The 25,328-nt window shown below is 61.6% G+C and carries 15 protein-coding genes; 8 read left to right on the forward strand and 7 right to left on the reverse strand.

Annotated features, from left to right (window positions below):
• The first annotated feature begins 15 nt into the window (after positions 1 to 15).
• Entirely contained in the window at positions 16 to 735 is a 720-nt protein-coding gene (locus BGC09_RS10405) for a CAP domain-containing protein (RefSeq protein WP_069803940.1), read from the forward strand.
• Between the two features lie 199 nt (positions 736 to 934).
• On the opposite strand, the gene BGC09_RS10410 is transcribed toward BGC09_RS10405, so the two are convergent.
• Entirely contained in the window at positions 935 to 1,510 is a 576-nt protein-coding gene (locus BGC09_RS10410) for a YceI family protein (RefSeq protein ID WP_069803941.1), read from the reverse strand.
• 292 nt (positions 1,511 to 1,802) lie between these two features.
• On the opposite strand from BGC09_RS10410, the gene BGC09_RS10415 reads away from it, so the two are divergent.
• The gene (locus BGC09_RS10415) at positions 1,803 to 4,121 is read left to right on the forward strand and encodes an MGH1-like glycoside hydrolase domain-containing protein (protein WP_069803942.1); all 2,319 of its coding nucleotides are present in this window, start codon (positions 1,803 to 1,805) and stop codon (positions 4,119 to 4,121) included.
• A gap of 58 nt (positions 4,122 to 4,179) precedes the next feature.
• On the opposite strand, the gene ftsH is transcribed toward BGC09_RS10415, so the two are convergent.
• Complete coding sequence (gene ftsH / locus BGC09_RS23405) at positions 4,180 to 6,528, reverse strand: ATP-dependent zinc metalloprotease FtsH (protein WP_141727730.1); 2,349 nt, start codon at positions 6,526 to 6,528, stop codon at positions 4,180 to 4,182.
• 786 nt (positions 6,529 to 7,314) lie between these two features.
• On the opposite strand from ftsH, the gene BGC09_RS10425 reads away from it, so the two are divergent.
• Both BGC09_RS10425 and BGC09_RS10430 read left to right on the forward strand, forming a co-directional pair.
• A complete protein-coding gene (locus BGC09_RS10425) occupies positions 7,315 to 8,295 on the forward strand; it encodes a quinone oxidoreductase family protein (protein ID WP_069803944.1) in 981 nt (326 codons plus the stop codon).
• A gap of 336 nt (positions 8,296 to 8,631) precedes the next feature.
• A complete protein-coding gene (locus tag BGC09_RS10430; protein ID WP_069803945.1) occupies positions 8,632 to 11,190 on the forward strand; it encodes an AAA family ATPase in 2,559 nt (852 codons plus the stop codon).
• Between the two features lie 363 nt (positions 11,191 to 11,553).
• Here BGC09_RS10430 and BGC09_RS10435 read toward each other — a convergent pair whose 3' ends face one another.
• Positions 11,554 to 13,863 carry a Tex family protein gene (locus BGC09_RS10435; protein ID WP_069803958.1) on the reverse strand — a complete coding sequence of 770 codons (2,310 nt, stop codon included), beginning with the start codon at positions 13,861 to 13,863 and terminating at the stop codon, positions 11,554 to 11,556.
• Between the two features lie 216 nt (positions 13,864 to 14,079).
• Positions 14,080 to 15,648 carry a serine/threonine protein kinase gene (locus tag BGC09_RS10440; RefSeq protein ID WP_069803946.1) on the reverse strand — a complete coding sequence of 523 codons (1,569 nt, stop codon included), beginning with the start codon at positions 15,646 to 15,648 and terminating at the stop codon, positions 14,080 to 14,082.
• 784 nt (positions 15,649 to 16,432) lie between these two features.
• Between BGC09_RS10440 and BGC09_RS10450 the strand changes: the two genes are divergently transcribed.
• The 3 genes from BGC09_RS10450 to BGC09_RS10465 all read left to right on the forward strand — a co-directional run bounded on the left by BGC09_RS10450 (position 16,433) and on the right by BGC09_RS10465 (position 20,202).
• Positions 16,433 to 17,380, forward strand: coding sequence for a sigma-70 family RNA polymerase sigma factor (locus BGC09_RS10450; protein WP_218104014.1), 948 nt, complete (start codon positions 16,433 to 16,435; stop codon positions 17,378 to 17,380).
• A 662-nt stretch (positions 17,381 to 18,042) separates the two neighbouring features.
• Complete coding sequence (locus BGC09_RS10460; protein WP_069803950.1) at positions 18,043 to 19,326, forward strand: serine/threonine-protein kinase; 1,284 nt, start codon at positions 18,043 to 18,045, stop codon at positions 19,324 to 19,326.
• A gap of 153 nt (positions 19,327 to 19,479) precedes the next feature.
• Positions 19,480 to 20,202 carry a cytochrome c biogenesis CcdA family protein gene (locus BGC09_RS10465; RefSeq protein WP_069803951.1) on the forward strand — a complete coding sequence of 241 codons (723 nt, stop codon included), beginning with the start codon at positions 19,480 to 19,482 and terminating at the stop codon, positions 20,200 to 20,202.
• 510 nt (positions 20,203 to 20,712) lie between these two features.
• Here BGC09_RS10465 and BGC09_RS10470 read toward each other — a convergent pair.
• Positions 20,713 to 21,015, reverse strand: a complete 303-nt coding sequence (locus tag BGC09_RS10470; protein WP_069803952.1) for an anti-sigma factor family protein — start codon at positions 21,013 to 21,015, stop codon at positions 20,713 to 20,715.
• 751 nt (positions 21,016 to 21,766) lie between these two features.
• Here BGC09_RS10470 and BGC09_RS10475 point away from each other — a divergent pair.
• Positions 21,767 to 22,561 carry a sigma-70 family RNA polymerase sigma factor gene (locus BGC09_RS10475; protein ID WP_084658379.1) on the forward strand — a complete coding sequence of 265 codons (795 nt, stop codon included), beginning with the start codon at positions 21,767 to 21,769 and terminating at the stop codon, positions 22,559 to 22,561.
• Here BGC09_RS10475 and BGC09_RS10480 read toward each other — a convergent pair.
• Positions 22,542 to 22,817, reverse strand: coding sequence for a MarR family transcriptional regulator (locus BGC09_RS10480; protein ID WP_069803953.1), 276 nt, complete (start codon positions 22,815 to 22,817; stop codon positions 22,542 to 22,544). The genes BGC09_RS10475 and BGC09_RS10480 overlap by 20 nt on opposite strands.
• A gap of 191 nt (positions 22,818 to 23,008) precedes the next feature.
• On the reverse strand, positions 23,009 to 25,328 hold a 2,320-nt coding region (locus tag BGC09_RS10485; protein WP_245688583.1), incomplete at its 5' end, for a sensor histidine kinase.

Below are 25,328 nucleotides of genomic sequence, written 5' to 3' on the forward strand. Positions count from 1 at the left end.
GAGCTGCTGCTCAGCATGAGAAGAGATCGGCTGACGTTCAAGGTGATCAGTCTCTTTGTGCTCCTGTTGTTGTTGCCCGCCTGCGCGAGCGGCGGGAACAGCAGCAGTCGCTCTCAACCCGCACGCGATGCGGCCCACGCCCCCCTCGGCAGCGGAGCCTTTACCAATTTGGAGCGGCTGGCAACGCCAACACCTACGGTTCTGATCCCCAGTCAGCATCTCACCCCCACGCCTCCCCCCACCACTACGAAGACAAGCGGCTCTCAGGCAACTCCCCTGGCCAGCGCTTCCGCTCCCTATGGCCCTCCTCCCCCGCTTACAGCTTTGGAGCAATACCTGACTCAAAAGCTCTTCGAGCAGATCAATAGTGATCGGGCGGCCCAGGGCCTCTATCCCTACGTGTGGAACGCGACGTTAGCTGCTGGCGCTCGCTTGCATAGTTGGAATATGTACCACTGTGGCTTTAGCCATACCTGCCCCGATGGCCTGCCGCAGTGTACACGTATCGCTAACGAAGGTTTCAGCTTCAGCGATTGCGGCGAGAATATCGGTCTGGCCGGCCCCTCAAATCCTGCCTGGACCAATGTCTATCAGGTCCAGGAAAGCATGGCGAATGAGCCGGCAACGGGCTGGCACCACATCCATCTCTTTAGCACGACATTGCACCGCGTGGGCATCGGGGTCTATGTCGATCCTTCGGGCTGGGTCTGGTTTACGGAGGACTTCATTAGTTAGGGCTGGCTCGGACCTGTCTTGCGGGGCCTGGGTCCAGCGTCCAGCAGGCCAGAGCCAGAGGTGGGCCGCTCTCCGTCCCACCCCCGCTTGTGCTGCTCTTCGCGACTGCGGCTGAGCAGAGCAGGCAGAGGAGTGACCTCTTGCCGGTTGCTGCCTTCCTGCGTGACCCGGCTCTCTCTACCTGCTCCCAGCCTCGCTTCTATCCTTGCGTGCCGCCAGCAGCCTGGGCCTGGCTTTCCTGGCTGGCCGCGCGCTCCTCTTCGATGAGCTGGGCCTCAATTCGGATGTCAATGCGGTCACTGACAAGCCAGCCGCCAGCTTCCAGGGCCACATTCCAGTTGAGCCCCCAGTCTTTGCGGTTGAGCGAGGAGGTGGCCGTGAAGCCCAGGCGCCTCTTGCCTTGCCAGTCACGCGAGCGGCCTTCCAGGGTGACGTCGAGAACAATGGGCCGGGCGACGCCCCGAATGGTGAGGTCACCGTAGAGCTTGCCGGTGGTGTCGCTGAGGGGTTCTACGCGCGTGCTGGTGAAGGTGATGGTGGGGTACTGCTCAATATCAAGGAAGTCGGCAGATTTGAGATGGGCGTCGCGTTGCGGCTGGTTACTATCAAGGCTGGCTGCGTCGATTTCGACGGTGACCCGCGTCGCTTCGGGGTGAGCCTCGTCGAACTCAATGGTTCCCGCCCATTGCTTGAAGCGACCTCGCACGGTGGTGATCATCATGTGCTTGGCACTGAATTCGATGCTGGTGTGCGCCGGGTCGATGCGCCAGGGCATGGCTGGCCTCCTCTTCTCAAAGAAGAATAGCAAACAACTTAAAAATAGTTACTAATGTTAGTATAGCAACCATAAAAAGTATAGATGAAGGCGGGGTCTTTGTCAAGTCAAGATGGAGTGTGGGGGGACCAGGCCAGGCGGATGGTGCGGCTGGTGGGAAGAGGCAGGAGCATGGAGGTCTTTGGCAGGGACTTGCCGGGCGACAGTCGGCGGGCTATCATGGGGAGCAGAAGAGAGAGAGCAGGCTGAGGGCTTCAGCCGGCAAGCATGAGAAGGAAAGGGCCGGGTGCCGATGATTCCGCGCGATGATTTTACGCCGCATGGCTATCTAGACAATCCTTTCCACAGTTGGAAGCTGAATCCGAGCGGTGTGCTTCGCAGCCGCCCGCCGCTTGGCATGGGCTGGCACGTCCCTAATCTGGGCAGCTATGTGCGCAACCAGTTTCAATACAGCGCTCATCTGAATATTGGGCTGCGCCTCGGCGATGATCTCTTGCTGATTACGCCGGAAGATTTCCAGCGCCAGGGCTGCGCTCTCAATAGCCCTCTCCATACCAGGAATCGCTTCGCCTACAATTGTATTGTCCCCTCACACAATCTGCTGGTGCACGCTGTGTATTTCCTGGTTGAGGAGCATGTGCTTGGCTGTCTGCTCTCGTTGACGGCCACGGGCGAGTCGAGGCTGCGGGTGACCTGTTATGTTCAGCACGAGCACACCCACAATCCCTTTACGAGTCGCCTGTGGGAGCACGGTCTCTATGGGCGTGCCCTGCCTGGGGGCAATCTGGCCATGTTAGGCATAGCCAGCGAGGGTGACGTCTTCATCCACGGCTGGCTAGCTGTCGACGACGGTCCTGCGCCCCAGCCAGGAGAGCCGATCTATACTGTCTCTCAGGCCGAACTGGGCGCCCGACTACGTGGGGCCGCGGTGGCCCCACCAACGGTGACGCAGGCAGACCCCGAGACAGGCTGGCAGGTGCGCACGCTGACGCTGCCTTGCACCGTGGAGCTGATGGCGGATGGCGAGGAGCGCCGCCTGCTGCTCTTGCTGGCGCGTGGGGTCTCGCTTGATCAGAGCTACCGCCGCTGGCGTGAGGCTCAGGCAGGCTTCCAGGCGGCCTTGAGGGAGCGAGAGCAAGAGGACGAGGCTTTCTGGACACGGGCGCCCCAGCTGTCGGGCGACTGGCCAGCGACCTGGCGCCGCGGCTTCGTCTATGATCAGGAAACCTTGCGCATGGTGATTCGCCCTCCTTGCGGTCTGCTTAAGGGAGCCTGGGACGGCATGCAGATCCAGGCTCCGCGCCTGGTGCTGGCTGAGGCCGCCCTGGATGCCCTGGCTCTCAGCTATGCGGCGCCCGAGTTGGCTGAGGAGGTGCTCTTGACCCACTTTACGGAGGCACCCCACTCCAATCTTCCCTGTATGCGTGAGGATGGCAGCTACAATATGGTGGCCGACGATGGGCAGATCTGCGGGACCGCTCCGGAGTGGGGCTATCCCCTCTATTGCTGCGATCTGCTCTTCCGGCGCAGCGGTAACCGGGCCTGGCTCCGGCGCCTCTATCCCGCTGCCGCCGCTTATCTGCGCTGGTGGCTGGAGCATCGCCGCGATGCCGACGGTTGGCTGGTCTACGCCTGCTCCTGGGAGAGCGGTCAGGATGTGTCGAGTCGCTTTGGACCGCAGCAAACCGGGGGGACGCTTATTCAGCATGTGCGTCCGGTGGATCTGCAGGCCAGCATGGCCCAGGGAGCAGCCATTGTGACACGCTGGGCCACGATTCTGGCGCAAGAGGAGGTGGATGGCTCAGAGCGAGCCTCCTCTGCCGGCCCGCTTCTCAGCCGCGAGGAGTGGCAGGCTGAGGCCGCCTGGTGGCAACGTATCGCCGATGAATTCACGGTCAAGACGCGGCGTATGTGGCAGCATGGCTGGTTCCGAGACTACGATTCCCAACGCCAACAATGGTCGAGCGAACGGGATGCCATGCACCTGGCCCCCGTCTTTTGTGGCGCGGCTGGCTGGGGTCAGAGCGAGCAGCTGCAGGAAGCGCTGCGCCATCCCCCGACTCACAGTGGAGGCTGGGCCCCACTCTGCTGGCCCCCAGTGGCGTTGACCGTCATCGGAGCCGCCGACGCTGCCGGCCTGCCCGAGGTGGCCGCTGAACTCGCCGCCCAGTTCATCGCCGATGGCTATCGCCATCTCGACCGACGCTCCTTCAGCGCCGAAGAAGGTTTACCCGGGGTGACCCGCGAATATCGCCAGGCCCGCTGGCAGGGCACCATGCTGGAGTACGTCACCGCCGGTATTGAAGGCTATGGCTGGGGCGCCTTGGGCCTGCATCTCTTGCTACGCTACCTGCTCGGTCTGCGCGAAGAAGAGGCGGGCCAGCTTACAGTGCAACCCATGCTGCCCCGCGCTCTGCGCCGACCCGGCAGCCGCTACCACGCGGGTCCGATCCAGTGGGGTCCCTTTGCTCTGCAGGCCACCTGCTCTGTGGGCGATGGCGACCACTACCACTTTAACCTGACGGCAAGCGAGCGCAGTGGTAGCGCTGCGCACTGGGAGTGGGAAGGACGCTGGGGAGAGAGTCGCCTCATCCAGCTCAGCTCTTCCTGACTCCCTTGTTCTCTGGCCCGGTCAAGGCCCCCGCGCGGGCAGTCGCCTGGTGCTGCCACTAGACCTCCGCCTCCTGTAGCAGGGCCTCAAACTCTGCACGATTGAGATGCTCCCGCTCTAGCAGCGCCCCGGCCAGCCGATGCAGCTGATCACAATGCGTGCTCAAGATCGAGCGAGCCAGCTCGCGGCCCTCGCTCAGAATGCGCTGCACCTCGGCATCGATGAGAGCAGCCAGCGAGGTGCTGATCGCGCCGAAGCCACGCCCCAGGCCGGTCCCTGCGGCCTGCATGCGCGCCAGGGTCGCTGTTGTAGCATGAGCCGGCAGCAGATGAGCACTGGCCGAAGTCGATCCTAACGGGGAGACCTCCAGGGCCAGCGCCGCCCCCGTCGCTCGTGCGGAGACCGCCGACAGGGCGGGACTGACCTCCTCGGCGCCGTAATCGGCGAAGATCACTCCTACCTGCTCGCTCATCCCCCAGCGGGTGACCATGCGGCGCGCCAGATCAGTCACCACCTGCAGGTCGTTCTCAGCGCCCGTCGTCACATGATCGGAACCAAAGATCAGCTCCTCAGCGACCCGCCCTCCCAGACCAACGGCGATGCGCGCCATCAGCCGCTCACGGCTATAGTTATAGCGATCCTCTTCGGAGACGAACTGAGTTACGCCCAGGCTCTGACCCCGCGGCAGAATCGTTACGCAATTTACGCGGTCCGCCTCCGGCAAGTGGTAGGCGACCAGGGCATGGCCCCCTTCATGATAGGCGATCACGCGCCGCTCCCGCTCGCTCATCACTAGCGGACGCAGAATGCCGAGCTGGACGCGGGCCAGCGCTTCTTCAAAACAGGTCTGCGTCACTGTCTCCAGGTCGCGGCGCGCCGCAATCAGGGCCGCTTCATTGACCAGATTGGCCAGATCAGCCCCACTCATACCTGTCGTCAGACGCGCCAGGCGTTCCAGATCGACATCTTCATGCAGCGGCGTTCGACGGGTATGGACCGCCAGAATGGCCTGCCGCCCGGCTCGATCGGGGAGGGAGACCGTAATGGTGCGGTCGAAACGCCCCGGGCGCAGCAAGGCGCGATCCAGGATATCGACCCGGTTGGTGGCCGCCAGCACGATCACCGCTTCACGCTCGTTAAAACCATCCAGCTCAACCAGCAACTGGTTGAGGGTCTGATCGCGCTCCTCATTGCTGAAGACACGCGCCCCTCGCTTGCGCCCTACAGCATCAATCTCATCAATAAAGATGACACACGGAGCCGACTTGCGGGCCTCGGCAAAGAGATCGCGCACCCGACTGGCACCGACGCCAACAAACATCTCCACAAATTCCGAGGCACTGATGCTGAAGAAAGGCACACCGGCCTCGCCCGCGACCGCTTTTGCAAGCAGGGTTTTGCCCGTCCCCGGTGGCCCAACCAGGAGGGCGCCCCGCGGGATGCGAGCCCCCAGGCGCTTGAAACGCTCCGGCGCGCGTAGGAACTCGACAATCTCTTCTAGCTCAGAACGTACCTCATCGATGCCAGCGACATCGGCAAAGGTTACCGGGGGAGCCGTTTTCACACGCGCCTGCCCCATGCGCCCCGCCAGGCCATTGCTTCCTCCACCGCTGACCTCGGCCAGCGAACCGCCATTGCTCCCCCGGTCCTGGCCTTCCGTCTTGCGCTCCGCCGGGCCCGGCTGCTTCTCGAAGCGGCGCGCCCGGCTCCGACTCATACGCGCGATGCGCTCGTCTAGAGCACGCAGCGGACGCGGATTGCGCAGCGAGAAAGTCATCAGGGTGAGAACCAGGCCAATGACCACAATGGGCAGCAGGCGCCAGAGCAGCTGCAACCACAAAGGATTAGAGGTCGGGGACAATATCGTCACGAAAACATGTTTTTCATACAGAAGAGGCATGAGCTGTGGATCTCCCTCGGCAGGCAGGCGCGTATAGAGCTGCCGGGCCGGATTGAAGGTCTGCGCCTGTGTCTGGGCACTGGCCCACCCCGAATAATTGGCGCTGGCGCTGATCGAGCGGCTCCAGGCCCTCATCTCGGTAGCCAGGGCTTGCGAGGAAGGCGGCTGCCCGGCAGGCGTCGAAGTAGAGGCCAGCAAGCCATACATCGAGCGGTCCTGCAGCACCACCGCCAGCACCTTGCCCGCCTTGACCTGGTTCACAAAAGCGCTATAGCTCAGCACTGTCACGCCGCTCGGCGCCGTGCTGGTCAGCGGCGGCTGGAGCTGGCTGGCCAAGCCAAAGAGCAGCAGGACTAAAGCCAGCACAAGGGCCCCCGTCAACAGCCCGCTGCGCCGCGCCTGTATCCATGACAGCCATTTCAGCCGATTGCTTCTCCTACTCCTCACACCATTGCGCCGCCATGCCCGTTGCCACCAGCGCGCATGGCGACCACCCTTTTCTTCCATTCCTTCACCTCACCTGAGAAAGGCCCGCAAGCAATCAAATGAGGGTCGTTTGCAGAAGATGCTCGCAGCCTTCCGTGTCCTTCATAGTTCATTTCATGTCTGTCAATGTTTCAATCGCTATGTTACGCCTTTTTCTTTCCTGCCATGAGCACAATGCAGGGAAGAGGCCAACCCGTCCAGGAGATGAAGACCGTATGAGTGCTCTCGCCCTATGTCGGACACGTGAAGATTGTACTGCTTCCCCCCGCCTTCCTCAGAGAGGTGGTGGATCTTTAGTACTTTCTTCTTAGTGAATATTATAGCAAATCGTTTCTCTCATTGCTATTACGTATCAAGATATCTCTTTGCTCTCTCTTACCGTGGCGTTGCTCCTTTGGAGGCGCTTGGACCCCGCCTTGGGGACCAGCCTATTCGCTTCCTTCCTGCCTCAGCCAGAGAGAGCAGGCTATGTGCTCTCCGGCTCTCCCTCTCTTTTTCGTTATAAACGAGCCAGCCAGGGACCTCTGGTATGCGGGGAATTTCTCCTTGGGTCCATCAGGGGGAGGATAGTCCCCTTGCCAACCATGCTGCCCTATCTATTCCTGACGCAACATCTCATCGCATGGGATAGAATCAGAAGCGCCGCTCCCTTGTGCGTAGGCAGGCTGGCCAAAGGTTGCCAGAGTGAGCAATGTGCAGGTGCGAAAGTGAGCAGCACAAGTGAGCAGCACAAGTGAGCAGGCTCCCTGGCTGGTTATGCCAGGAATCACTCTGATAGGCCAGGAAATAGAAGGAGACATCGGGACCATGAAAGCAATCCGCATCTACGAAACTGGCGGACCAGAGGTCTTGCGTTTAGAGGAGATCGAGACGCCGCAGCCGCGGCAGGGCGAAGTGTTGATCAAGGTGGCAGCTGCCGGGGTGAATTATGCCGATCTGGCTCAGCGTCAGGGTACCTATCTGACGCGCACACGCACACCGACCACGCTCGGCGTCGAGGTTGCTGGCACAGTGGTGGCCCTGGGCGAGGGCGTCACCGCTCCCTCCCCGGGCACGCGCGTGGCGGCCTTTGCCACCGGCGGCTACGCTGAATATGCCACTGCCAGGGCAGAGACGGTCTTTCCGATCCCGGAGACCCTCGATTTTGTGCGGGCCGCTGCCCTGCCCGTCCAGGGGGTGACCGCTTATCAGCTTCTGCACGACTCAGCTCGCCTGCAAGCGGGTGAAAGCGTGCTGGTGCATGCCGCTGCGGGAGGCGTAGGCACGTTTGCCGTGCAGCTTGCCCATCTGCTAGGAGCAGGCCAGGTCATTGGCACGGCGAGCAGCGAGGCCAAACTGGAGTATATTCGGCGCCTGGGAGCCGATCAGGCCATCAACTACAGCCAGGAGAACTGGACGGAGCAGGTCAAGCAGGCCACTGGCGGGCGCGGCGTCGATGTGCTGCTTGAGATGGTCGGTGGCTCGATTGCGGAGCAGAACCTGCGTTGTCTGGCCCCTTTCGGTCGAATGGTTGTCTATGGGGCTGCCAGCGGACAGATCGTTCAGTTCAGCGGTATCCAGCTGATGTATAAAAACCAGGCGATCATCGGCTACTGGCTGAGTGCCTGGCTCAGCCGTCCGCAGCAGGTGGCTTTCGCGATGCAGGAGCTGACTCGCTACCTGGCCGCTGGTCAGCTGACAATCTCTGTCGGGCAGACCTTCCCCCTTGAAGAAGCAGCTAACGCCCACCGGGCCATTGCGGAGCGACGTACTACTGGGAAAGTCGTCCTGACAGTAGAACCTCTGTAACTCTTCTACGAATCCTTCCTACGGAGGAACGCTTTCTACTTGACGAACAGCGGTCCTGGCTTTGGAGATCTTCCTTCCGGCCCGCCGCCAGGGCCGCTTGGGCCAGTCTTTGCAACACTGGAGCCTGCCAGGCGTTTCTACTAATGATGGCCTCAGCCGCTCGCGCTGAGCGCTGGCTCTCGTCCAGCAACCAGGCGAGCAACAATCTTGCCCCGGCTGCTACTAAGGGGGACCTGGCCAGTACAGCGTCCCTTCCGGGCGATGGTGGCAGCCGGAGAGCCTCACCAGGCTGGCCTTTCACTTCATCACTGGGAAGCAGGAACAGAGGTCTAGAGGATGGACGCCTTCCAGTTCGGTCAATGGTTTAGCAAACGACGGCGCCTCTGCGGCTGGTACAGCCAGCGTGCCTTGATCGAGACGATCCGCAAGGACCCGGCGCTGCGCACCCTCGGCATCTCTGAGGATTTTCTGGCGCGGCTGGAGGCCGGCCATCTCCACTATCCTTTCCGCGGGAAGACCAGGCAGCGCGTTCTTGCCCTGGCCACCCTGCTCTGCCGGACGCCGCGCGATGTGCAGCTCTATCAGCGGGCCGCCGGCCTGCACGATCTCAGTCCCCAGGAAACGGAGCTGCTTGCCACCCTCACCGAGCAGTTGGGCGAACCTTCCTCACCGGGCCTCGTGTTGCTTCCTCCCCGCCCTACCCATCTGATTGGCCGCCAGCGCGAGCTGCAGCAGCTTCTCCATGCTCTCCGCGATGAGGGGCCAGGCATCTATATCATCAGCGGTATGCCCGGCGTCGGTAAGAGTGCCCTCGCCGCCGAGCTGGCCCATTTACTGGCCACCGATGCCAATCGCTACCGGCGCTGCTTCCCCGATGGCATTGTGGCCCTGAGCGCGCGGGGTTGCCAGGGCTTGCCCGGCCTGCGCACCCTGCTGCAGCGCCTGCTCGCTCTCCTCAGCATGGGTCAGCGCCAGCCAGAGCAGGCCAGCGGGGCGCTCGCACTTCCCCCAGAACTGACGCCGGCTCAGACCAACTGTTCCGAGGCCGAAATGACCGCTCTGCTCGACCAGGTGCGCACACGACTCGCAGGGAAACGCGCTTTGCTCTTGCTGGATGATTTGGACTCGCCTTTCCCATTGCGGCAGGCCGCCGAGGTCCTGCTGACCTGCAGTAGCCATCAGGGGGAGCGCCTGAGCGCGAGCTGCGAGTATCTCACCGGCAGCAGCATGTTGGTCATCAGCCGTATCGTGCCGTCCGCTACTGCTTTGCCCACCCATCACTACCATCTGGAGCCGCTGGCTCCGGCGGATGCCCTTTCCCTCTTCTTGACCCTCCTGGGTCGCAGAACCTCGGCCTTAAGTGCCAGCGAGCTGCAGGCTGCAGAGCAGATTTGCGAGGCTGTCGGCGGCCTCCCCCGCGCCATCGAACTGGCCGCTACGGCGGTCGGCGCCGGGGTCTCCTGCGAGCTACTGGCGGAGCGCCTCTCACTCCATCCGCTTGACGCCCTGCTGGATAGCGAGGGTGAGCTACGTCGCCTGCTCGCCGAGGCGCTGGACACGTTGCCCCAGGAGACGAGAGAGCTGCTGCTGCAGCTTGTTCCGCTGATGGCCAGACCCTTTAGTCTAGCTGAGGCAGCTGACTGGCAACAGCGCTGTACTGGCACGAGTCCGGGTGTGGGCGGTGAGTCCCCGCCTGGTCAGACGTTCATCGCCGAGCCTGCCAGTTCACTCCAACGCACACTGGCCAGCACTGCCGCCCACCTGGCGCGTCTGGTGCGCAGCTCGCTGCTCGACCTCCATCTAGAGATGGAGAGCAGAGCAGGCGGCAGCGACGGAGTCCAAGAACAACGCTATCGCGTCCATCCCCTGCTGCGCGCCTATGTCCAGGAAGAGCAGCAGCGTCAGCAGGCCGCCTTGCTGACCTTCGCCACTGAGCAGCAACACAACATCCCGGCCCTGAAGAGACGCCAGGCCGAGCTGCTTCTGACCCTTTCTCAGGTGTACCAGAGTGGTCAGGATAGGATCTTTCTCCAGCTGCTGCAGGCTCTGCTTGGTCTGCTCGCGCATGTTCCCCTGAGCGAGAGCGAGCCGCTCCTGCTGCGCGGCCTGGAGATCAGCCAGCGCTCAGGAGACCTGTTCTCGCTCGCCAGCTTCCTCCAACGTCTGGGCGCTCTCCACTTCTATCGCGGCCATTTGCAGCAGGCCCATCAGCGCTTCGAAGAGAGCCTCCAGGTGGCCCAGCAAGCGCTACAGCCGGGGCAGCCACTGCCCGCCTTCAAGCAGGGCAGCCATCCCCGGAGCTATCTGGCCCGTTCCCGCTTTTATCAGGCCGCCCTGGCCAGCAGCGAAGGAGATCTGGCACTTGCACAGCGTTATATTAATATTTTTCTCCGCATCTGCCAGGAGTGCGGCGACGTGCGCGGCACGATTGAAGCACTGAAGCTGCAGGGACGCTATGCCTATCGTCAGAGCCGTCAGCAAGAGGCCAGGCAGGCGCTGCGCCACGCCAGGCATCTCTCGATCTCTCAGGAGCAGCAACTCACCCTTCCCTATGATCGGGCACTGCGCCTGGAGATCCAGCTTCTGCTCTGCCACACGCAAGGCGACCAGAGCGGGGCGCGGACCACACTTGAGCAGCTGATTGCCCTGGCCAGCGATTACCTTGACCCCTACTTTGTTCCGGCGCTGGTCCTCGATGAGGCCGACTTTGCCTGGCGACAGGGGGCCTGGGAGCAGGCGCATCTCTATGCTCTGCGTGCCATCCAGGAGGCTGACCGCCTCGGGGCTAGCTTTCTCTACCAGAAGGGCCTGACCCTGCTCCAACGTCTTACCGGCGACGAAACACGGCTGGGGCTGGCCACCAGACCGACGCGCCCGCTTCAACAGGGCGATTAAGACCAGGATGGGGAACCCAGGCAGGCAGGCAGGCAGGCAGACAGGCAGGCAGACAGGTAGGTAGCATACGTAACGTGAGGGAAAGACCCAAAACGCAGGCGGCTGCTAAGGAGCCTGGCCCTCGCTGGTGCCTGCGAAGGGTTGCGCTCCTCAGCAGCCGACTCCAAGTTTTACTATAGGCGATGCGAGCGCGGCCTGCAGCAGAAATGCCGCTCGCAAACGCGGAAAGAGCGCGTAATTCTGCCATCCCGCTGGCCGCTTCCACCAGCTTCCCAGGCCCGTCGATGAAGATGAGCCACAGTGCGGAAGATGTCTATCCTTCGAGCCAGGCCGGGACTCATCAGTGGCGCGGCAGAGGACCAGCTAGCGCCCGCTGCCGCCCAGACCGCGCATGCTGAGCTGGATCTGCTCGCGCTGCAGATCGACGGCCAGGACACGCACCTGCACCACCTGCCCGACGGCCACTACGGCCAGAGGATCACGCACATAGCGATCTGCCAGCTCTGAAATATGGACCAGGCCATCGCGCTTGACCCCAATGTCCACAAAAGCGCCGAAGTCGACTACATTGCGCACGGTGCCTTGAAGGACCATGCCCGGCTTGAGATCCTCCAGCTTCAGGACGTCGTGGCGCAGAATGGGAGGAGGGAGTTCATCGCGTGGATCAAGGCCCGGCTTCTCTAGATTCTCTAAGATATCTAGTAGCGTCGGCAGCCCTACGCCGATCTTGCGCGCAATGTCGGCCCAGGCAGCCTGTTCGCCATCCAGCTCCCCATCCTGGCCATGTCGTCGCCGACTGCGGCCCAATGTGCTTTGGAGCTTGACCAGGCGGCGGAATTGGGCGACACGCTCCGCCGGCTTGAGTCCTCCATCAGAGCCTTCGGGCAGCATCGCCAGCAAGGCACGGGCCGCCGAATAGCTCTCAGGATGAATAAAGGTATTGTCAAGCATTTCAACGCCGTTAGCGATTTTGAGGAATCCAGCGGCCTGGGTAAAGGTGGCCGGTCCCAGACCAGGAACCTTGAGCAGCTCGTCGCGCGAGCGGAACGGACCGTGCTCCTCGCGGTATTTGACAATTGCAGTGGCGACGCGGCTGTTAATGCCAGCGACATGCTTGAGGAGGGCCGCCGAGGCCGAATTGAGGTCGACGCCGGCGAAGTTGACGCAGGAGACCACGACCCGCTCCAGCATCTCGGCCAGAGCCTTCTGGTCAACGTCATGCTGATAGAGACCAACGCCCAACGCGCGTGGATCGATCTTGACCAGCTCCGCCAGCGGGTCCTGGAGGCGGCGCGCGATTGAAATGGTACCGCGCTGAGTCGCGTCCAGCGTGGGGAACTCCTGGCGCGCGATCTCGGAAGCCGAATAGACCGAGGCGCCGGCCTCGTTCACGATCACATAGCCGATCTCACCACGGCGGCCTGTCTCTTCTTCTAGCTGGCGAATCAAGCCCGCTACCAGCTGCTCTGTCTCGCGTGAGGCTGTGCCATTGCCTATGGCAATGACCTTCAGCTCGTACTCTGCGATCAGGCGGCGCAGCGTCTGTCTGGCTTTCTCCTCCTGATGAAGATAGATCGTATCCGAGGTCAGGTATTTGCCGGTCTCGTCGACCACGGCCAGCTTGCAGCCAGTGCGATAGCCAGGGTCAATACCCAGTACCCTGTAACCACGCAGTGGCGGCTGCAGCAGCAGATGGCGCAGGTTGGCTGCGAAGATCCCGATGGCATGCTCTTCGGCCTTGCGCGTCAGCTCAACGCGCACCTCGCGCTCCATCGCGGGAGCCAGCAGGCGTTTGTAGCCATCTTCGATGGCCTGAGCGAGCTGAGCAGCAAAGGGCGAGGTCTCCTTGATGGGATAGTGGGTCGTGATAGCGGGCCGCGCCTGCTCGTAGTCGAGTGTCACGCTGACGCGCAGCACCTCCTCGCGCTCAGCACGATTGAGGGCGAGGACGCGATGCGGAACCATCCGCTCGACCCCTTCGTGAAAGTCATAATAGATACGGTAGGTTCCCTTGGGATCTTTCTCGGCCAGTGCCTCGGGATCAACGGGGCGAGCGCTGACTGTGGCCTGCTGGAAGAAGAGAGCGCGAACAGCGCCGCGCACGTTGGCATCTTCGGCGACGATTTCAGCCACAATATCGCGTGCCCCGGCATAGGCTTCCAGGGCCGTCTCGACGCCCTTCTCGGGATCGATGACGGGGCGCGCCTGCTCCTCCAGCACCGTGGCTGGATCGCCCGCTAGCTCTGGTTGCTGCAGAATCAGCTCTGCCAGCGGCAGCAGCCCCTTCTCGCGCGCCACACTGGCCCGGGTTTTGCGCTTCGGTCGGTAAGGGAGATAGAGGTCCTCCACTTCCTGCAGGGTGCGAGCCGCCATGATGGCCGCTTCCAGCTCTGGCGTGAGCTTCCCCTGGGCTGCGATCAAACGGCGCACATCGGCCTTGCGCTCAAAGAGGGCGCGCAGGGCCGCCGCGCGATCGGCAATAGCCTGGATCTGGACCTCGTCGAGGCTTCCCGTGACCTCCTTACGATAGCGGGCGATGAAGGGAATGGTGTTGCCTTCGTCCAGCAAGGTGAGGGTGCGCGCAATCTGCTCGCTGGATAGCTGCAGCTCGGTGCTCAGCAGGCGCGCCAACTCGGAAACGGGGAGAATCTCCTCGTCCGCGCTCTGTGTCATGCTTGCATCATTCACATTCACCAGAATACGTGCCACCTTCTGTCTGTGCTCGTGTTGCTTGGTCTACTCCAGAATGGGTTGAGCCGGCTCAGGCAGGAGCAACCCGCGCCTATGATACCATAGCCCCGGCGCCAGGCCAGCCTCTCCAGGCCCTTTGTCCACCCTCCCCAGCTCATCCACCAGCGTCCACCAGTGCACCAGTGGGCCAGGCAACCGCTAGGGACTCCCGCCCGTCCAGCGGCTACCGAGGAAAACGCGCCTTCCGAGCAGGCCCCCCACCCAGCCGAGCACCATCGCCAGCAGCAGGCCCCCGCCAAGATAGAGGAGAGGGCCAGGAACATTGGAACTGTTCCCCACTGCAGGAAGCGAGAAGAGCCAGGGCGCCACCTGGTGGACAATGCGCGTCAGCTCGCGCCCTATCTGGAGAGGCAACCCCGGCTGATTGGCATGCTGCAGCTCGCTCTGAAGACGCTGGACGACGATGATCAGCAAGCCACAACCGAAGACGAGCCAGAACATTACCGTACTGCAGATCCCTGCCCAGAAACCAGCCCGGCCCCCCCGCAGCGAACTGCCACCGCGACGTGTGCTCATAAAGCCAGCCAGCAGATAGCACAACCAGCCCACAACCAATGACAACAACAGGGCCTCTTGCGTACGCAGGAGCAGCACCAAAAGCGCCGAGCCAACCCCCTGCAACAGGCCCCAGAGGCAGCCCTGTCCCAAGGGGCTGGGCAACGGGCGCAGCGACTGCGGAGGCATCATGATCACCTGCGCCCCCTGACCAGCAGATGGGCGCCCCGGTCCAGGAGGAGAAGCCGGTGAGACCGGATAAGACAACGGTCGCGGCCCTGGTGACCCCTTAACTACCACCGCCGGAGCCGCACCTGCTCCCGGTCGCACTCCCGGCCCAGGACTGGCCAGCGGTCCCCCCATCACGCGCACCGTCGGCTCAGCATGTCCCATAAAGACGCTCCTGCCTTGAAGCGCCTCAGCGAACTCGCGCATCGAACGAAAACGCCCCTCTGGATTGAGGGCCAGACCCTTCAGCAGGGCCCGCTCGACATGCGGTGAGATCTGTGGATTCAGCAGGCGGGGCGGCTGCAGCGTTTCTCGCAAACTGCGACTGATCGCCGAAGGAGGCTTGGTCGCCGTCAACAGATAATACATTGTCGCTGCCAGCGCATAGATATCAGACTGAGGCGTCGTCGTGCCCGTGTACTGCTCTAGCGGGCTGAACCCCTCGGTCACCGCCTTGATCATGGTCTGGCTGGCGCTGGCAGGGTCGTAGAGCTTGGTGACGCCGAAATCGACCAGAACAGCATAGCCCTCAACCGTCAGAATAATATTGGCCGGCTTGATATCGCGATGGACCACCGCCGGCGTCCGGCTGTGGAGCTCCTGCAGCACCTGCATAATGGGCAGGAACCAGACGAGCACCTCCTGCTCACGGCAGGGAGCACCGCGCGCCTGCATTAGCTGGAGCAGGTTCTGGCCCTCGATCAGCTGCATCACCAGGTAGAAGCGCCCCCCCTCCTCGAAGGCATCATAGACCTGCGGGAGATGCTTGCTCTTAATCGTAAAAAGAATGCCCGCCTCCATCAGCGCCTGACGCCGCGCCGCCGGGGTGACATCATAGGTCTCTTTGATCGCACAAGGACGATCGCCTTCACTGGTATCAATACCGCGGTAGACCGAACCAAAGCCGCCACGGTTAACCAGGCCATCGATAATATAGTGGCCTCCCACGACCGTCCCAGATTTCAAAGGCAGGGGAAAAGTCATCTCGCGGTCCTTCTCCCGGGCAACACTCGGCAGCAGACGTTCGACAGGATCAGCTCAGGCAGCGGGCCAGCTTCCCGTTCTCTTCCGTTCCGTTGCGTGCTGCCCCACCCAGCGCCAGTAGCAGCCCAGAAGAGCCACACTGGCTAGCCAGTAACTTCAGATTCCCCATTTTATTGTACACCAGCAGCCACAGCGCAAGGGCTACGCCTAGAGGAAAGCAGGAACTCCGGGCGACGACACGCCACGCCATCGACAGCCAGCCACCTGTCCGTCCGCCGGCCCACCCACCGGCAACAGAGCAGAAGAGAGCAAAGCCCTCCTTGCTGATTGCCTCTGCAAGACGGCATTTCATCCGCGCAGCCCTCGTGCTATACTGGAGAGAATAACGCTCCACGGAGCGATGTTATAAATAAACAGAGGTTGCAAGCAAGGGTCCGGCTTGCAATCGTGTGCCAGTATGGTACAATGAGGCCATGCTCAACCGATCTGGCAGGAAAGGGAGCCTGTTCCGAGGCCGGGCAGAGGAGCCAGGAGAGCCAGGGCATGAATTCAGCAGCGTGAGGACAAGGCGGCGGTAGCATGGGAAGATGGCCGGAGCAGGCAAGCAGTTCACCAGATGCGGTGAGTGCTCGTACAATAAGAACAGAGTAGATAGAGTTGCAGCACGTTTACTTCCTTTCCTGGAGGAAGGGACTGTCTGTCACTCTTGCGGCGATCCAGCAGGCCGACCACAAGAGAGGATTATACCGCTCCCTGCCCCGGGTAGGGAGACAAGAGCAGGTACTTGGAACGAAAAGTGATGTTCGACGCCGATAAGCCGACCGAGCCAGAACGCGAACTCATACCAGTGCCGGAGCCGGAGCCGGAGCCAGAGCAGGATGAGGATGCGGACCTGACCTCGCTAGCGCAGAGCGATAGCCTGCGCCTCTACCTCCGTGAGATCTCTCGCATCCCCCTGCTGACCCCCGCGCGTGAGGCCGAACTGGCCGAGCGTGCTGAACAGGGAGATAGCGATGCGCGCAACCAGCTCATCATGGCCAACCTTCGCCTGGTGGTCAGCATCGCTAAGAAGTATGTAGGCCAAGGGCTCTCCCTGGAGGATCTGATTGGCGAGGGCAATATCGGCCTTATTCGCGCTGTCACAAAGTTCGACTACAAGAAGGGTTTCCGTTTCTCCACGTACGCCACCTGGTGGATTAAGCAGGCGATTACGCGAGCAATTCTGGAGGGGACGCGCGTGGTCCGCCTTCCGGTCTACATCATGGAGGAGGTCATGCGCGTCAAGCGCATCATGCGCCAGCTCTACCAGGAGATGGGAAGGGAGCCTTCGCCCGAGAGCATCGGTGAGCGGCTCGGCATGAGTCCAGAGCGCGTCAACGAGCTTCTGATCTGGGCAGAAAAGGTCTTCTCGCTGGATGCGCCTCTCTCCGATGAGGAGGAGAATACGCTGGGCGATATCATCGAGGATGCCCGCGAGCGGGGGCCGATGGAGGTCACCAATCAGCAACTGCTGCGTGAAGAGATTCGGAAGGTACTGAACCAGCTCACGACCCGCGAGCGCCAGGTGATCGAACTCCGCTTCGGCCTCATCGACGACCATGACCACACGCTTGAAGAGGTGGGTCGCAAGTTGAAAGTCACTCGTGAGAGAGTTCGCCAGATTGAGGAGCGAGCGATCCGCAAACTGCGCCATCCCCAGGCCAGTCGGTACTTGAAGGACTACCTTGACTGAGCACTGCAGCCCTGGCTGGATCGCGACAGGCTCCAGGTCAGAATGAGGCTCACCTCGGGGCCGGCCCCTCCGGCAGACAGACAGGCCGACCGTGAGCGGCCCGCCTTGCCCCTCTTCTCCCCACGAAGCGAATGGCGAGCAGAAACAGGGCAGGACAAAGAGCACCCACGCGGTATAAGCATGTTCACCGCCTGTCCTGCCCTCGCTCTCTCGCCACTCCGTTGCCGGGCCTCCCTCTGCGACAAGAAGAAAGATAGGTGAATAGCAACAATTCTGTTGTTACACAACCAAACAGCGAGGACATGACTTTTGGGGCACATCCTCGCCGCTCTGTAGATGCTCTCCCGTTGAAGAACGTAAATAATTACGTCGGTACCGTCACCATGTTATCATGGAGAAAGCGGGGAAGAGCACCCGGCTGATCAGTTTGCCAGCGAGCGCTCTTCCCTTGCTGGGCTGGTGAGACAGGCCCTTTCTCTCCTGACAGACCAGCTGGCGGCCTGGCAGCAGGCCGGGCCGGGCCAGGTCGTGCAAGCCGTGGTCACCAGGCTGGCGCTCAGCGAGAAGACGAGGGGCCATTGCAGGAACGCAGAAATGGAGGGGGCACTGGCCTCTCCGCCTTATAGGGAGTCGCACGGGAGGGGGCCAGTGCGTTCACGCACATGAATGAATTGGCAGGACAGAGTCTGGGTGGCTACCTGTTGGAAGAAGAAATAGGGCGTGGTTCGATGGGGATGGTGTACCGCGGCAAGCAATTCGCACTTGGCCGTGATGTCGCCATTAAGATTCTGCCTCATGCCCTGGCCAAAGACACATCGTACGTCGCGCGCTTTATCCGCGAGGCCCGCATCATTGCCGGGCTGAATCACCCCAACATCGTACAGATCTACGATGCCGGTGAGCAAAAGGGCGTCCTCTACTTTGTGATGGAATATGTCCAGGGGCCAACGCTGGGTAGCCTGCTGCGCCTGGATGGCCAAATCCCGCAGCATCTGGCCGCTGAGTATGCGGCGCAGATCGCCGATGCGCTCGATTGCGCCTACAGCGAGCGCAATGTGATTCACCGCGACATCAAGCCAGAAAACTTGATGCTGGACCGCTGGGGGAAAATCAAGGTGATGGATTTCGGGCTGGCGCGCGCGCCGGGGCTGCAGCGCATTACGGTGGCCCGGACGCTGGTCGGCAGTATCTACTACGCCTCCCCAGAGCAGATCTGGGGCCAGCCGCTCGACAACCGCAGCGATATCTATGCCCTCGGCGTGGTGCTCTATGAGATGGTGACCGGGCAGCGCCCTTTCAACGGGCGCACGTTGCCGGAGGTAACTCAAGCCATCACGAGTGGCCAGCTGCGCCCACCGTCCTGGCTGAACCCTCAGCTCGCCCCGGGCCTGGAACAGATTATCCTGAAGGCCCTGGCCCGCGATCGAACGCTGCGCTACGAGCAGGCACGGCAGATGGCCCAGGAGCTGCGCGCCTTGAATCTGAGAGCCGAGGAGCCTCCTGTCTCTACAAGCGGGGGGCCACTCTCCCCCTTACCGCCGACCAATCCGCGGGCCTTCGTCGTGCAGCCGCCGCGCCGACCGCGCCTGGCCGAGCAGCGACCATCGTTCAGCGAGTGGCGGGCCCAGCGCTCAGTAACGCCGCTTCCCCCCGAGCCATCTCACGCTCGGCCAGGATCAGGGGAGCCAGGCGGGACGGGAGAATGGCCCAGTAGTCCTGGCTATGCCTCTTGGCTAGAGCAGCCTCCCCATGCTCCAGGCTCCGTCGGTCCGGGGCCAGCATCAGGCCGGGGAGCAAGCGAGAGCGAGCTGCTGCCGTCCGACGACCAGTCGGAAAAAGCTGGACTCTGGCAGCACCTCCAGCGTTTTCTCGGGCGCTCCAGCAGAGGAGAACAGGAGCCTGGTCCTGCTATGCCTTCCGGCGATGGCTATGCCCAAAGCGGCTAGCTGGACTGCCTTCGCCAGCTTAGGCGGAGGTCACCTTGCTTGCAGGGCTGGCCCATCTTCGCTATACTACGAGCCGAGCGATCGTCAAACGATCGCCATCGGACCCTGTCCGTCCGAACCCAGTGCTTCGTCGCTTGAGGAGAAGACGCTTCTATGGGATCGCAAGTGAGCATTGGCGTCGCTTTTCTGGCGGGACTCGCATCCTTTCTCTCGCCTTGCGTCCTGCCCCTGGTTCCAATCTATCTGGCGCAGCTCGTGGGCGAGAGCGTCTATCAATCGACCCGCGAAGGCAGCAGCCTGACAGTACGTTTGACAACCTTCCTGCATGCTGCGCTCTTCGTGCTGGGCTTCACCTGTGCCTTTGTCGCTCTGGGAGCTACAGCGAGCGCGCTCGGCTCCTTCTTGCGAGCTAATCAGCTCCTGCTGCGCGAGATCGGCGGTGTTCTACTCGTCATTATCGGTCTTCATCTTACGGGTCTGTTTCAACTTCCGCTGCTCTCGCGACAGAAACGCTTTGAGTTCCGCCCGGCACGCCCCGGCCCACTGGCGTCGTTCGTGATCGGGCTGGTCTTCGCCATTGGCTGGACTCCCTGCGTCGGGCTGATTTTGGGCAGCATTCTCGGCCTGGCAGCCAATGCCGCGACGCTGCGCGAGGGCGTTCTGCTGCTGCTCAGCTACTCATTGGGCCTGGGTCTGCCCTTTCTCCTGCTGGGGTTGGGTCTCAACCAGGTCAGCGCAGCCCTCAAGCTCCTCAAGCCGCACCTGGGGAAGATCGAGGTGGCCACAGGGATCATTATGGCCCTGGCCGGGCTGGCGATCTTTTTCAACGTGCTGCCCGCGCTCAACCACTACTTTAGCTGGGGCCTGAGCCTCTGAGCTTTGCCTGGGGACAACCTGGCATGGGAGTGGAGACCAGACCTCCCATGCCCCTCGGGCGGCCCGCCCCCTTCCTCCTGGCCTGCCCCAAAACAGGCAGCCGGCAGGGGCCGCTGACTCTACCTGGGGCAACTTCTCTAGTGCGGGGAGGGCAGAAGCAGGCTGGTTCGCTACCTGCCCTCGCCAAGGCTGAGAAAGAGGCGAAGTCGGCGAGGAGACAACTGCAGCCCTCCTTCTGGGCACTCAGGAGGGAGGCCGCAGATCTCTCCACACCGGCTTGCTTTCCCGCACCAGGGCCAGGCTCTCTGTCAGACACGCTGGCCACAAACGAAGAGTCCATCCAAGACGGGATCAATGCCAACAGGCAAACAGGCAGGCAGGCAGACAGGCAGACAGGCAAAGAGTCAGCAGGAAAGACAGGGGAACAGGGCACCGACACTGCCGCTGTCTGCGGGGATCATGGCCTGGCTCGCCTGTGCGCCAGCGATTCGCATGAACGAGCCAGCCTGCTCACTCGCCAGGCTCTTCCAGAGCGATATCCGCTTTTAGCTCCATCTCAAGCTCTGGATCAAGCTCCAGTGGCTCACCGGGGGGCGTCTGAGCAATACGCATCACTGCCTCACGTAAATGGGCAGGAGCACGCTCAATCGTACAGCGTTCATGAATCAGTCTTCTAAGACGTTCATCAAAGCGAAAACGGCTCTCACACTGCGAGCAGCAAGCCAGATGCTGCTGGACCGTGATAACCTCCTCGGCGCTGAGTTCCCGGTCGATATACAGATGGAGACGAGCTATCGCTTCAACACAATTCATGGTTGCTCACTCGCTCTCTCTCCTCAAGTATCGAGGCTGGTTTTCTTATCTGTTCATTTTAACAGAGGGCAAGGGCGTTTTCATTCCCCAGGGAATTGCTTCCTTGTCGTTCCGCCAGCAGCTCCCGCTTGAGCGCAACCAGCGGCAGAAGCTCCCCTCAAACGGTTGACCGGGCCGTCCTTTTCTGGTATGTTGTCCCCAGGACAGAGAGAAAAATGCTGGGTTGAGGCCAGGGAACTGGCTGCTATCCTACTACTCCCCAGCCGCAGAACAAGCGAGAGGTCAGACCCAGACAGGTCAGGGAACGAAAAGAGGGCTTGACCCGTGTGTTGAGTGAGGGAAACCAATAGCCTGCGCTAGCTATGAGCCGACCCGCTGTGTACCTGCCGCCTTGCTCCATCCAAGAGGGACTGGTTTGAGCGGCGATTTATCAGCTATACTAGAAACAGCCTACTGTCTGGTGAGGTACCGTATGCTACGGTTCCGTGCAGGAAGATATACTCGAAAGGTAGGTTCTGCTGGCAAAAAAGAGCCTTCGCAGAGTGAGACCGCCATGAATGTATCCACCAGTTATGTGCCCTACCACTGCACGGAGCACCTTCCTAGACTCCTAGGAGACAGCCCCTGCAGCGGTCTGCCCTGCTTGTTAGCAGGGGACGATCCTGCGCCTGTCCCTGTTGCAGACTCCATTGCAGCCGCGAGACAACGCAACTGTGGTCGTCCGGTTGAGAGAGGATAGAGGGAGATTTGCATGTCTGAACAGCCTATCACTTCTGTCAATACTCCAGTGACTACCGGAAGCGATGCAGCTGGGAAGAGGCCAGCACTCCCACGAGAGGACTTCACGGCAGGGGTCCTGGCCCAGCTTGACAGCCTCTATCGCACGGCGCTACGGATGACCAACAATCCCCAGGAGGCCGAGGATCTGGTCCAGGAGACCATGCTGAAAGCCTTCCGCTTTGCTCACACCTACCATCCTGGTACCAATCTGCGGGCCTGGCTGTTTCGCATCCTGAACACCACGGCCATCAACCACTATCGCCGCCAGTCAACCCATCCGGCGACCACCGCGCTGCCCGAGGGAGAAGAGTTTTATCTGTACAACCGCATCAAGGATCTGGCTGGCAACGAAGTCACTGCCGGAGCCGAAGAAGAGGTACTTCAGCACTATCTCGACGAAGATGTCTATAATGCGCTGATGGAGCTGCCTCCGAACTTTCGGATGCCGGTCATTCTGGCGGATATTGAGGGACTCTCTTACAAGGAAATCGCCGAGGCGCTGCAGATCCCTATCGGAACAGTGATGAGCCGCATCTCACGGGCACGCCGCCAGCTCCAGAAATCGCTCTGGCGCTATGCTCAGGAGCGCGGCTATCTCAAAGAGGCCAGGACAACCACCGCTGCAGAGGGCGCCAGCTCCTCGAACAGGGCCAGCAGCGCCAACCCCGCGGATACTGCTACGTCCGCCTCCGCCCCAGAGTCAGCTCCCCAAGCAACTCCAGAGTCAGCCCTGGCAGATCATCAGGCTACGGATTTTCATCCGTAGCCTCTGCCTGCAATAAGGCGAGAGCCGCGCGGGTGACAGTGATGTCTGCACAGCGCCGGTCGAGAGCACTCGAGGCACGTCTGATCAAGCCCTTGCGCTCCAGACGGGTCAAGACCTTGGTGGCCGCCGCCGAGCTGACCCCCAACAGGGCAGCCACCTCGCTGACCGACCAGTGATCCCGCTGAGCCAGATAGGTCAGCACCTCGCGCTGACGCGCTGTGACGGTACCAGCAGCTGCTCGACGTAGTGCATTCATGAGGATAGCGCTCCCTCTACCAGATAGAAGCACGATTCCACAGTAAGGCAACAGGCGAGTGGGCAATATCCACACGCTTTTTCCTCATAAGAGACGCTGCGGCGGAGCTATTCAGGTACAGTTTTCTGGAAGCACACCGCCTTTGGGGCTACCCCTCCTCCCCTGAGCTGAGCTGAGCGGATCACTGCCACTCAACAGGCCATCTCGCGACGCACGCTGCGCGGGGCCTCGCTCCTGGGTCGAGGGGCAGTGACCTGCTGCAAGGTGAAAGAAAAGGTACTGCCTTCGCCCGGCACACCGCTGCTCTCCACCCAAATCTTCCCACCCATCGCCTGCACCAGTTGCTCGCTGATGTAGAGTCCCAGCCCAGCACCACGTACCGGACTGTTCATATCGCGATCAAGTCGCACGAAGCGCTCAAAAAGATGCTTCTGCGCCTCACGCGGCACCCCCAGGCCATAGTCGCGCACTGAAATGGTCACCCAACGGTCCTTGACCCGACAAAAGATATCGACATCTGTGCCAGGCGGAGAATACTTGAGGGCATTGCTGAGCAGATTGAGAAGGACCTGACGCAGGCGCAGCTCATCGGCCAGCACATAGATCCCTACAGGGACATGAATGCGTAAGCTATGCCGCTCGCGCTTGCTCAGAGCATCTAGAATATCAACTACATGTTCAACAGACTTACGCAACTCAACAGCCTCTAGCTTCAGACGCTCCGCATCCATATGCACCCGGCTCGCATCCATAATGTTGCTGACCAGCAGCACCAGCTCATCACAGCCACGATGAGCACGAGCGATAAAGTCGTCTCGCACCTCTGGCGAAAGATGCATGTGGTACTCTTTCAGCAATTCTATATAACCGAGGACAGCCGTCAGAGGAGTGCGCAGTTCATGAGAGGCCGTCATAATGAACTGGTCTTTGAGGCGATCGAGTTCCTTCTGTTGCTCATAGGCGGCGCGCAGCTCCAGAGTGATTTTCGCATTTTCCAGCATAGTGGCGCACTGCGAAGAGAACATCTCCAGCATATGTTTCTCCTCGCAGGAGAAGAGATGAGCGCGGGCATAGGTCAATACCAGGACGCCGAGGCGATGATGAGCACGTCTGAGAGGGAGCCAGGCGAAAGGGAAGGCCGGAGTCTGAGGCAAGCAGGGAGGAATGTGAGGAGAGAGCGCGTGGTCGCGGCCTGGCCCTGGCCCCATATCATTCCCCTCATAGAACCAGGGACGCCAGTCCTCCTCTTGCAGCGAGCTAAGCTCTTGGGCAGGCGAGAGCGGAGGCCCGCCAGGCAGATAAGCAACGCGCCGCAGGCAAGCCTCTTGCTCATCGTAGAGCCAGACCTCTGCTCCAGCCGAGCCAGCGCGCGCGGCCACTTCTGCATAGTTGACCGCCACATCCTCGATCGTCTCGATGGCGCTCACAGGCAAGGCGGTGACACTATAGAGCGCATTGAGCAGCGCGGCATGGCGGTTGGCCCGCGCCGAGAGACGGGCCGTTTCCAGCAGCGGGGTAAAGCGAGCCAGCATCAGCTCAATGGCTTCGAAATCGGGGCCGGCATAGGGCTGATGATCACCGCGTTCTCCCAACACCAGGACGCCGATCAGGCGCCCCTGGGCTCGCACCGGGACCAGCAACGGGTCCAGTTCTTGATGACGAGTAGCAGTGACCTGGAGGTAGCGGGCCAGGCCGATAGGGCTGCGTCTAAAGGACTGCTGCAGCTCGCTGAGCTGCAGTGGGAAACGGGCATGCATTAAACGCTCGACCAGCAGAGGGGTCAGGGTCAGCCAGCCATCATCGCCGAGAGCTTCTTCTGGCTCCATCGGTAGCAGCCAGCGGAGCAGGCGCAGGCGCGCCTCATCGCCTGGCTCAGCGTAGGAAAGAGTCGGGCAGAGGCGATAGTAGCCACTCTCATCGTCGAGCACAAAGAGACAGACCTCACGGGTCTCAAAGACACTGACTGCCGCCGCACTCATCAACTGGGCCACCTCATCGAGGGTCGCGCCTTCGCTCTCCAAAGGGTGAGGAGTTTCCAACAAGCGACGGTAATGGCACAACTCGCTAAAGAAGAGACGCTCCGTCAGAATGTGGGCCAGCCACCAGGTAAGCGGAGCCAGAGCAGCCATCAGCGCCACCGTCAACAGGGTGCGCGCCGGCAGGTCCGGCAAGGGCAGGATCAAGGCCAAAACCGCCACAGCATAAGCCAGCATCACCAGGCAAACCAGGCCCACAATCCAGGCCACGACACGACGGATATAACGGTCCAGCACCAGGATCTGGTAGCGCAAGATCGAATAGCCCAGCAGCGGTGGCAGGAGCGCCAGCGGGAGGGTGCTAAAGCGAGGATCAACGCGGAGAGGAATATGCAGCCACCAGGGCAGCACATTCAAGAGCAGAAAGGGGGCAAACGCCAGAATCACAGCCCCCATAAAGAGACGGCGCTGCTGCTGCTCGCGCAGCGTGGCTGTGCGCCGATAGAGATTGGCGATCGAGGTCAGAATACCGGTC

This window comes from Thermogemmatispora onikobensis, from assembly GCF_001748285.1.
Lineage (GTDB): Bacteria > Chloroflexota > Ktedonobacteria > Ktedonobacterales > Ktedonobacteraceae > Thermogemmatispora > Thermogemmatispora onikobensis.